The sequence below is a fragment of the Turicibacter sp. T129 genome (assembly GCF_025594975.1).
Taxonomy (GTDB): domain Bacteria; phylum Bacillota_I; class Bacilli_A; order MOL361; family Turicibacteraceae; genus Turicibacter; species Turicibacter bilis.
Genome location: NZ_JAMQUU010000110.1, coordinates 1 through 10,721 on the forward strand (window position 1 = coordinate 1; position 10,721 = coordinate 10,721).

A 10,721-nucleotide genomic window follows, 5' to 3' on the forward strand; every position below is an offset into this window, starting at 1 on the left:
GGTGGCTGAATAGTTACAAATTATTTGTAAATAAATCAAAAGCTTTCTCAAAAAAATCAACTTGAAACATCATAAACACCCTCTTACTCTCCTGTTGGCGCTGTTTCGCGTGCAGCATTCATCCATTCCTGACGTGTCGCTTCAGAAATTTGATCTAAAGCAGCTTGTACGTTATTAAAGAAATCTGATCCGCGGCTTCCTTCTTTTAACCCAATTGATACAGATGTATCTACATCAAATCCTTCCCCATCAGCAAAATGAATAATTGTTAAACTTGGATTCGCTTGGACAACTCCTTCGGCAACTGGTAATTCAGCTGTGATTCCATCAGACTCTCCTGCTAATAATGTTTGAACTAATTCAGGATAGCTTGAGCGTGGCGTTAAGTGATTCACTTCTTTGATTTGATCAATGATTTCATCATAATTTGTATTCATTTGTCCGATGACATTAGCTTGACTAAAATCATTAATGGAAGTGGCATCCACATAGTTTCCATCTTTTTTAACTATCATAACCATTTCTGATTCAAAGTATGGTGTTGTAAAGTCAATTCCTTGTTCACGTTCTTCATTCGCTGTCATCCCTGCAATAATGGCATGAATTTCTCCTGATTGAAGTGCTGGCTGTAATCCATCCCAATCTAATTTTTTAACAACTAATTCTTTCCCCAGTGTATCTGCAATTTGTGAGGCCACTCTTACATCATAACCATCACATAATCCCGCTCCACCAATTGAAACAGCTGTTTCCGTTTCCTTATCTGTTTGCCAGTTAAATGGAGCATAATTACACTCCATTCCTACAATAAATTGATCTTCTGAATTTGCTCCGTTTGCTCCACAGCCAACTAACAACGAACCTAATGCTAAAACTCCAATAAACTTTTTCATATCAATCATTCTCCCCTTTTGATTTTCTTCAACAAAAAAAGTCGTGCTATTAAACACGACTTACTTTTTAAAGTTCGTTTGATTAATAGCTCCACTTCATTTCTGAAGGAGTGTTACAGGTATTCCCTGCAACCCCAAGCTAAGCATCTGCCAATGCTAGCTTTCGGCGATGATTACCTTTCCTATCTTTCACTGTCTGCCGACTCCGGATAATACTCTGATGCACCGCTACCTCTATACGATTTTTCTTGTCTAAATGTAATATACCATTTTTTAACATAAACCTCAAGCGTCTTCAGGGAATTTTTGGATAAATTTACGCAGTAACTTAATAATTTGGTATAAAAAAAGACATAGGCAATCCTATGTCTTTAATTATTATTTTAACTCAACCACAGTTGCTCCTGTACCACCTTCACCAGCACCACCAAATCTAAATGAAGCAACATGTTTGTTTTTCTTTAAATATTTATGAACCCCTTGGCGAAGAGCTCCCGTTCCATGCCCATGAATGATTGTCACGGTTTGATATCCTGCTAACAGGACTTCATCCATATATTTATCTAAACGTAACATCGCATCCTCATAACGTTCCCCACGTAAGTCTAGTTGAATCCCAACGTTTGTGTTACGTTTATGAATCATTTTACCTTTGCCTGAATCTTTTTTCTTCACTGATTGACGTAAATATTCTAAATCTTCTTCTTTAATGTTTACTTTCATCATTCCAAGTTGAACCATCCAGTCACCATTTTTTGTTTTCTCAATCAGTTCTCCTTGACGATTTAATGAAAGTACCATGACTTCATCTCCTGCTTTTAGTGGAGCCTTATTACGTGCTTTACGTTTAAACTGCTCTGCTTGTTTGGCTTCTGATTTTTTAAGCGACGTTAGTTTTTCTGTTAGTTCATGATCTTTAATACTTAAGTCAGCCATTTTCTTTGCTTGACGTAAATCCGCTACAATTTGTTCTGCCTCTTCTTTTGCCTGACGGATATTTTCAAAAGCTTCCTTTTTAATCTCTTCTAAGACACGTTCTCGTTCAGCTTCAAACTTTGCAATCTTACGTTCATAATCAAGACGCATCTCTTCTACTTCTTGATTTTGTTTTTGTAATAATTGAATTTCATGATCTAATTCTAAACCACGATCTTCTAATTTCGTAATTAAATCAGTCATTTCCGTACGTTCTGTTTCAACATACGCACGAGCTGTTGTTAAAATCGCTTCTTTTAACCCTAAACGTTTTGAAATTTCAAACGCGTTTGAACGACCTGGTACCCCAACTAATAAACGATAGGTTGGCGATAATGTTTCAATATTAAACTCCACTGACGCATTAATGACATCATCATTTTCATAGGCATATGCTTTCAACTCCGGATAATGGGAAGTCGCAATGGTTCTTGCACCACGAACCTTCACATAATCTAAAATAGAAATAGCTAAAGAAGCTCCTTCTTTTGGATCGGTTCCTGCCCCTAACTCATCAAATAAAATTAAGCTATTCACCGTTAAACGTTCCATGATTCGAACAATATTTGTCATATGTGATGAGAAAGTTGATAAACTTTGTTCAATGCTTTGCTCATCACCAATATCAGCAAATACATGATCAAAGATTGCTAATTGTGATGTTTCATGAGCTGGAATTAAAAGTCCAGCTTGTGCCATTAAAGTTAATAAACCAACCGTTTTTAAGGTAACAGTTTTTCCTCCTGTATTTGGACCTGTAATCACAATCGTTGTATATTCATCTCCTAATTCAATATCATTAGGAACAACGACTTTTTGATCAATGAGTGGATGGCGTGCCGCAACTAAACGGATGATTCCTTTTGTATTCATTTTTGGACGTGTTCCATTAATCAAACGTGCATATTTTCCTTTGGCAAACATGAAGTCGATTTCACCTAACACCTCTACGTTAACAGCCAACGCGTCAACGAATTTTTTCACTTCTTCCGTTAAAGCGCGTAAAATACGTTCAATTTCACGGCGCTCTTCCACATGATACTCTTGTAATTTATTATTTAAATCAACAACTTCTTTTGGTTCAATAAAATAAGTATTTCCTGATGAGGATTGATCATGAACGGTTCCACCAAATGTATTTTTAGCTTCGGCACGAACAGGTACAACATAACGTTCATTTCGGATGGTAACAATCCCATCTGTTAATTTATTACGACGTTCTGAGACGACGTGATTTAACTTTTCTTTAATACGGGCTTCCGTACTTTGAATCGAACGACGAATATTTCTTAATTCAGATGAAGCACTATCTAAGATGTACCCTGTTTCATCAATACAATCATTAATTGCTGTCTGTAAACTATTTAATGAGACTAAACTATTCACTTGAGACGAGAAAATTGGGGCGTCTACTTTAATTTCATTTAAACGTTCTGAAAAAGTTTTCAATTGTGAAACCGCGTATAATAAACGGCTAATCCCTAATAATTCTTGAGCACTCAACATCGCAGAAATTTTAGCTCGTTTGATGGCTTCTGTAATGTCTGTGACCCCACCTAATGGGGCTTCACCCAAGGCTAAAATAATTTTTAACGCTTCATCCGACTGATTTAACGAATACTCCACTTGTTTCTCATCAATGGATGGGCTTAAATACTCCACTCGCTTTTGTCCGAGTGAACAAGCACATAATGAATCTACCGTTTGTTTAATTTTATTAAATTCTAATATTTGAATGGCCTGTTTCATTAATCTCACTCCAACTGCCTAAAAAATGCAAAAATTTTATCTTTATTATTTTAACACAAAACATTCTAAAAACCTAGTATTGTTCTCAAGACACAAGACGTTCTATCGTAAAACAAATGACTCTAAAAAAAATAGAGACAATTTCTTATATTTTTCGCACTTCAACACTATTTTAAGGCCAATCCACCTCAAGTTTTCATTCCCACCATAAAAGCATAAACCTATAAAAATCCAACCTTTCTTCTCTCATTTATAATAGGAAATTTTTTCGTTTTCTGTTAAAATCATAATATCATAAAGAAGGGTTGGTGATGAGATGGCTTCAACAATTACACTTACAGTCTCTCAACAAATGTTAGAAAAAATGTATCAACACTATACAAATCAAATTATTAAAGTACCAAATCATACATTATTCCAAGCGAAAACCTCAAACTGTACCATCACAGCTTATTTAAGTAAAAAGGTTGTCTTTCAAGGAAAAGCACCTGAGGTAGAGGCTCAAAAGTGGCAAACGCCCCCTCAAGCAGCGACTACTAAAGCTAAAACATCCAGCTCAAAACTTCCAGCGAATATCGCAAGTTTAAGTGCCATCGGTTGTGATGAAGTTGGAACCGGTGATTACTTTGGTCCACTTGTTGTTTGTTGTGCTTATGTCCCAGAAGAATTAATTTCTAAATTACAAGCGATGGGAATTAAAGATTCTAAAGCATTAAAAGATCCAGAAATTTGTCATCTGGCCGAACAAATCGAACCCCTTATTGCTCATCAAGTCCTCATTCTTCCAAATGAAAAATATAATACAATGATTGACAGAGGAATGAATGCTAACTCGATTAAAGCGTTCTTACATAATCAGGCGCTAATTAAATTAACAACCTCACTTCCTCACTATCCCTCATATTTGATTATGGATGAATTCGTGAACGAAAGAAAATATTTTGACTATTTAAAAGCATTACCCAAACAACCAACAATTATTAAAGAAAATCTCCATTTTATCCAAAAAGGAGAGTCAGTTCATGTTGCAGTCGCCGCTGCTTCAATTTTGGCTCGTGCATCATTTGTTAAATATATGAATATCATGAGTAAAAAGTTAAACTTTGATTTACCAAAAGGAGCTGGAAATCCAGTTGATGTAGCTGGACGTCGTTTTGTTCAACAATTTGGACCAGAAAAACTCAAAGAATTAACTAAATGGCACTTTGCAAATACGAATAAAATCTTAAAATAAAAATATATAAATCCCAATCAGTTTTCCAAAACATAAAAACTTTTAACAAGATTATAGGATATCTTGGTATAAAATATATTTCTATTCCTATATAGACTAATCTAATTAAAAAGTACCTTATGATATAGACCAAGAAAAAAGCCTATACGATAACGTACTTTTTGTTATACTACTTTTTAATTAGTACAGTCTTTTTATATTGTTGACAAAGGGCGGTAAATACGGGCACATATAAAAAGAGCTCACATCAAGTTGAGCTCTTTTAAAATTATTTTTTAAATAGTTCATTAAAATCTAACTGAAGAGTTTCTATAAATTGTTCAGCTTTTTCAAGTTGATCCGTTTGATAATAATAAGCAATCATAGCTCTATTATACAGCGTATAGTCTGTTTGTTTAGTAATTGCAGCACCACGATTAAATAATCCTACTAACAAGACAAGAATAGTGGCACCTGCTAATATCGTACGCGATAAGTAATATTTATGTTTGGGTAATCCGGTAATACTTGCAATTAAGAACCCTCCTAAAAAGCCTCCCAAATGTCCATAAAAATCAATATTAGGTTCTAAAAATATCCATATGACTGAGAATAATAAAATCGGTAGCACAAGAGTTCGAACAAAATGCATAAACATTTTACGACTTTCGATTCCAAGAAACAATAACGCTCCAAGCAAGCCATAGGCAACGGTTGAAGCTCCAATGGATAATCCATCAATAAAGGCATAGCTGCATAAATTTCCAAAAATCGCAGATCCAATGATGATAACTAACATTCGCCACCATCCAAATACATGCTCAACCATTCTTCCAAATTGATAAATAAAGACAAGATTAAACAATAAATGCATTAAATCTAAATGTAAAAAAGCCGGTGTTATTAAACGATAATACTGTCCTGCTAAAATGAGTGGATTATACTTAGCACCATAATCAATCGCAACAGCAGCAAACCATTCATTAATCGGTTTAAACTGTAAAAAAGCAAAAATAGCAATTAAACACACAATAAATCCGTATGTAATAAATGATTTATTTTGAAACATTAGCATTTTTTTTACCTTCATTGCTTTTTCTTTCGTGGCTTGTTGCATGAGAGGGATTAACTCAATCATTGAACGTTCTAACTGTGCTTCTTTTAAATGTGGGAATAACTGTTGTAATTCCACATCTTGTTTTAAATCACTCGGCTGATTAACATGAACAATCTTAAGATACTTACGATGAGACTCTAGAAAACGTGAACTATATTGGTCTAAATTAAGGATAATGACATTTAATCTTCCCATTAAGTATCGACGACGAACACGTGAACGAACAGCATCTACCTGATTAAAGAATTGAGTGGCTTGATGTTCATTAAAGAGATTACGTTGATTGATATAAATCAATTGAACAGTTGGATGAGATAAGTTTTCTAACCAAATATCTCGTTCATTACCTACATAAACGTAATTTTCCTCAACTATGAGATAATTAATAATATTCATGGCAAGCTCACTTTGAATATCAATTCGTATTTCTTTCATCACACCTTGATTGCTCATGTTTAAATCACCTATACCTATCCTAAATTTTCAAGACTCTCGAGTGCCTCCTCAAAATATGAAGGAAGTGGCGTTGAGAATTCTAAATACTCCCCGGTCTTTGGATGATCAAATCCTAAAATTGCTGCATGTAAAAATTGACCATGCTCCCCACCAATTGTTTTGCGTGGACCATATTGTGGATCACCCGCTAATGGATATCCAATGTATTTCATATGGACACGAATTTGATGTGTACGCCCTGTTTCAAGACGACATTCAATTAAGGTAAAATCTTTAAAACGTCTTAACACTTTAAAGTGAGTGACTGCATGTTTTCCACCTTCAATAACTGTCATTTTCTTACGATCTTTTGGATCACGACCAATTGGTGCATCAATCGTTCCATTATCATGAGGAATAACACCATGTACAAGGGCAATATAACGACGAGTCACTGTTTTTTCCACTAATTGATTCACTAACGATTCATGAGCTAAATCATTTTTAGCTACCATTAATAATCCTGATGTATCTTTATCAATACGATGAACAATTCCAGGACGTAATACGCCATTAATTCCAGATAAATTTTTAGCTTGAGCCATTAAACCGTTAACTAATGTTCCACTCATGCTACCTGGTGCTGGATGTACGACCATTCCAGATGGTTTATTGACAACAATCACATAATCATCTTCATGAACAATGTCTAAATCCATTTCTTCAGGAACAACATCTAATGCTTCTGGTTCTGGAATAGTAATATCGATTTGATCGTTTAAACGACATTTATAATTTGCTTTTTCATTTTTTCCATTAATTAAAACTTGTTGATCTTTAATTAATTGTTGAATATATGAACGTGATAAATCGCTAAATAATTCACTTAACACTTTATCTAAACGCACACCTACTAATTCTTCTGGTACTAAGACTGTTTCTTGTTCCATAAACGCCCATCCTTTCACAAAGCAGAAAACTATTTAAGCATTTACTACTTATCTTGTTGCAATTTTATTTCTTTATGTCGATACACTGGTGTAGGAATAAATGAAGCTTTTAAATCTATGATTGTGAGTGACGTTTAATATCTAAAATGGCATCCACAGCCATTAAGAATACCCCAATACATAGGGCACTATCTGCAATATTAAAAATCGGGAAATCGTAACCAAAAATATACGTATTAATGAAGTCAACGACATGTTGATACATCACGCGGTCAATGAAGTTTCCTAATGCTCCACCTAAAATTAATGATAAGGCAATCACTAGCAACTTTTCTTTTTTTATATCTAATTTTCTAATCCATAAGATAACCAAACCAATGACCACTAATGTCACAACATAAAAGAAAATCATTTTCCCTTGTAAGATTCCCCATGCTGCACCTTCATTTCGGTGAGAGGTGATATATAAAAAGTTATCAATCACTGAAATAGATTGACCTAGGGTCATGTATTTCACAACTAAAAATTTAGTTAATTGATCGACGATAATCGTCACAGCGACAATCGCTAAAACAAGCCACATTTATCTCACTACTCCTTTAGTATTCGTTTTATTTTGACATTTTAACATTATAACAAACAATTCTATTTTTGTATATAATATTTCCCTATTGTGGAAAGCACTTCTTAATACTTTTTCATCTCTCCTTATTCTTTTGATAAAAAGAACATCAATACATAAGTCTATTTTACTATTTTTGGAATAAATAATCACCTCTTTCTGATTCTTAAAATGGGTTGGGTACACATTCTATTTAGATTTCAACTCTTATACACACAAAGTATCTATCTACACCTTCCCCCCATCTTATTTTATAAGGATAATCATGATAAATATGAATTCACAGCTAAGCTGATACCATTCATTTGCTCTTTTCTATATCTTAATTATTAACTTTTTTTTCAACTGTATGTTTTATCAATATCCTTCTTAAATAATGCAGTGAAGATTCATGATTCTATCATTGCACTTTAATCATTGAAACTGCTATCATACGGTGAAAAATTAAGTTTACCTTTTAATCGGTCATAAAAAGATGAGTAAAGCTCTAATTTCATTAGTCAATATCCCCTTTATTATGCCATTCTTTTTTAGATTAATTTCCATAACCTTTATTAATCGTACCTTATTCAATGACTAATAAAAAAATAGCCACTAGTTTTCTAGTGGCATCAAAATCATGCTTTTAAAAAATTATTTCATTTCTGTTTCAACAGTAATTTTAACTTCTTTCATTTGACGGTACTTCACTCCCGCTGCATCTAGCATTCGCTTTGAAGCAAGGGTGCTATCAGTATGCGCATACTTATCACTCATATAAATAATTTCCTCAATTCCAGATTGAATAATATATTTTGCGCATTCATGACACGGGAATAATGAGACATATAATCGGCATTTTTTTAAACGAGTTGTACTATTTAAAATTGCATTTTGTTCTGCGTGAACCACATAGGGATATTTAGTTTCTAGAAACTCACCTTCACGTTCCCATGGGAATTCAACATCTGAACATCCGTGTGGAAATCCATTGTAACCAATCCCAACAATGCGATTATCTTCATTAACAATACATGCACCTACTTGTGTTTGAGGATCTTTACTTCTCATGGCTGAAAGTAATGCTATTCCCATAAAGTATTCATCCCAACTTAAATAATTTTCACGCATATAATCCACTCCTATATTGCTCTTAATGATTCATCTTTAATTATAACTGATATTTAAAATATTTGCTTGAATTTCATGATTTTTCTGTAGCCCTGAAAGTTTTAGCGATTGAATTTGATAGGTTGAATCTTCATTTACTAACTTAAAGCTTCCATTTAATTTGTCAACCGCAATCTCACTCAGGTAGATATTATACCCACTAAAGTCGCCATTGACCGTTGAAGTAGATAACCCACGACCTGAGATATCTGATAATAAGAAATCACCCTTCACCGTTTCAGCAATAAATCGGTCAGCCTTGACACGTTCAACGTCTAAGCTTCCATTGACAGTCTGTAAACATAAAACATTACTAACATTACTATCGGTTACAAAAATCTCTCCATTTACTACCGAAAGGTTTGCTTGAGTAAATGCTGAGTGAGAAATGGTTACATCACCGTTTACTGTTGAGGCTGCTAAATCTATCCCTGATAACTCAATCATTACATCACCGTTGATTGTTTCTAGGTTCACATCTACTGATTCTGTCGGTACTTTAATGACTACTTGTGCTTTCTGATAATTATTCCACCCAAACAACCAAAATCTAACTTGTTTTTTCTCTTTGATTTGTAGTTCTCTTCCATCAAAATCAATTCGATAACGCTCAGGAACCTTCGTCTCAATCGCTACTTCTATGTGATCGCCATCTGTTTTTTGCACCGTAACATCTGCATTCACTAAATCTGCCTCAATATCTAACTGAATACCTTGCCAAAAATATTGACTTTCATAAATAGATTGACCATCTAAGCCGGTCTCATACGTTAAATTTGAAGTGAACTTCTTATTGAAATCTAATTGGAATTCATGATTTGTAAACTCCTCTACTTCTGTGATTATACGATTCAAACTATCTGGCAATTTCGTGACCTCATAAATCATCAAAGTGATTAAACTTCCAACAAAAAGAATCACCGCTAACACAATTGAATAGATTAAATACTTTTTCATGAAATCTCCCCCCTATGTATTTAAAATGACGGATGAAGTAGCGTCCAAGGACATATAGTCCATAGAAAAGTGTAATTTGGGTATTAACCAATAATATACTAATACTCAACAGCAAAAAAATAATGACCACGTAAAGTGAATCAATAAAAATGATACGGTAAAAGCTTCATTCCCCCCAACAATGAATCCTAAACCAGCTCAATCTACTGAAAAAGCTACTATTAAAAATATTGCACTCAAGGTGATAAAAAGAACTTGTTCTAAGGTCGGCTTCCCATTACTTCTCTTAGCCTCATTCAATTAATTAATAGCTGCATTAACTCCTTTTTTGACATGATTAATCACTTGTTCTTGATTAAAATTGAACTTTGAATCATATCCAAGTGCTTGTTTAGCTTCTTTAGTCACGTCTTTAGGTGAACTTAAACGTTGTAAAATTTGATCTTCCATAGTTCCTTCAGCTAACATCTAAGAAATTTGCTCTCGATAATTATCTAAAATATCTTCTCAATCATCTTCTAATAGCTACTTTAAGTCTTTCTTGAGTGCTTCTAGCCAGTTTTGTTTTTCAATCATTTTACAATTTATTCATTTTAATCCTAATAACGTTTTTCACTTTCCTTTATAGAACTAAGTTTTATAGGTTCTATAATATTTGGTG

Annotated in this window: 9 protein-coding genes and 1 riboswitch; of the genes, 1 reads left to right on the forward strand and 8 read right to left on the reverse strand. The window is 33.8% G+C overall.

The genetic code is table 11. From position 1 onward, the window contains the following. Window positions 1-83: 83 nt before the first annotated feature. Together NEH75_RS13120 and NEH75_RS13125 are read right to left on the reverse strand one after the other, a co-directional pair. Complete coding sequence (locus NEH75_RS13120; protein ID WP_262949006.1) at window positions 84-893, reverse strand: transporter substrate-binding domain-containing protein; 810 nt, start codon at window positions 891-893, stop codon at window positions 84-86. Between the two features lie 78 nt (window positions 894-971). After that, a riboswitch (Lysine riboswitch) is annotated at window positions 972-1,138 on the reverse strand. Between the two features lie 133 nt (window positions 1,139-1,271). Further along, the gene (locus NEH75_RS13125; RefSeq protein WP_055277451.1) at window positions 1,272-3,617 is read right to left on the reverse strand and encodes an endonuclease MutS2; all 2,346 of its coding nucleotides are present in this window, start codon (window positions 3,615-3,617) and stop codon (window positions 1,272-1,274) included. Between the two features lie 316 nt (window positions 3,618-3,933). Here NEH75_RS13125 and rnhC point away from each other — a divergent pair, with 316 nt between their 5' ends. Beyond that, entirely contained in the window at window positions 3,934-4,851 is a 918-nt protein-coding gene (gene rnhC / locus NEH75_RS13130) for a ribonuclease HIII (protein WP_262949008.1), read from the forward strand. Between the two features lie 268 nt (window positions 4,852-5,119). On the opposite strand, the gene NEH75_RS13135 is transcribed toward rnhC, so the two are convergent. The 6 genes from NEH75_RS13135 to NEH75_RS13160 form a co-directional block, all read right to left on the reverse strand. Next, a complete protein-coding gene (locus NEH75_RS13135) occupies window positions 5,120-6,400 on the reverse strand; it encodes a rhomboid family intramembrane serine protease (RefSeq protein WP_055275026.1) in 1,281 nt (426 codons plus the stop codon). A gap of 17 nt (window positions 6,401-6,417) precedes the next feature. Beyond that, complete coding sequence (locus tag NEH75_RS13140) at window positions 6,418-7,332, reverse strand: RluA family pseudouridine synthase (RefSeq protein ID WP_055243170.1); 915 nt, start codon at window positions 7,330-7,332, stop codon at window positions 6,418-6,420. Window positions 7,333-7,447: 115 nt separating this feature from the next. Then, window positions 7,448-7,915, reverse strand: coding sequence for a signal peptidase II (gene lspA, locus NEH75_RS13145; RefSeq protein WP_055243171.1), 468 nt, complete (start codon window positions 7,913-7,915; stop codon window positions 7,448-7,450). Between the two features lie 672 nt (window positions 7,916-8,587). Beyond that, complete coding sequence (locus tag NEH75_RS13150) at window positions 8,588-9,064, reverse strand: deoxycytidylate deaminase (protein ID WP_055243172.1); 477 nt, start codon at window positions 9,062-9,064, stop codon at window positions 8,588-8,590. A gap of 36 nt (window positions 9,065-9,100) precedes the next feature. Then, entirely contained in the window at window positions 9,101-10,060 is a 960-nt protein-coding gene (locus NEH75_RS13155) for a DUF4097 family beta strand repeat-containing protein (protein ID WP_055243173.1), read from the reverse strand. Between the two features lie 300 nt (window positions 10,061-10,360). Beyond that, complete coding sequence (locus NEH75_RS13160; protein ID WP_156343911.1) at window positions 10,361-10,528, reverse strand: hypothetical protein; 168 nt, start codon at window positions 10,526-10,528, stop codon at window positions 10,361-10,363. Window positions 10,529-10,721 lie beyond the last annotated feature (193 nt).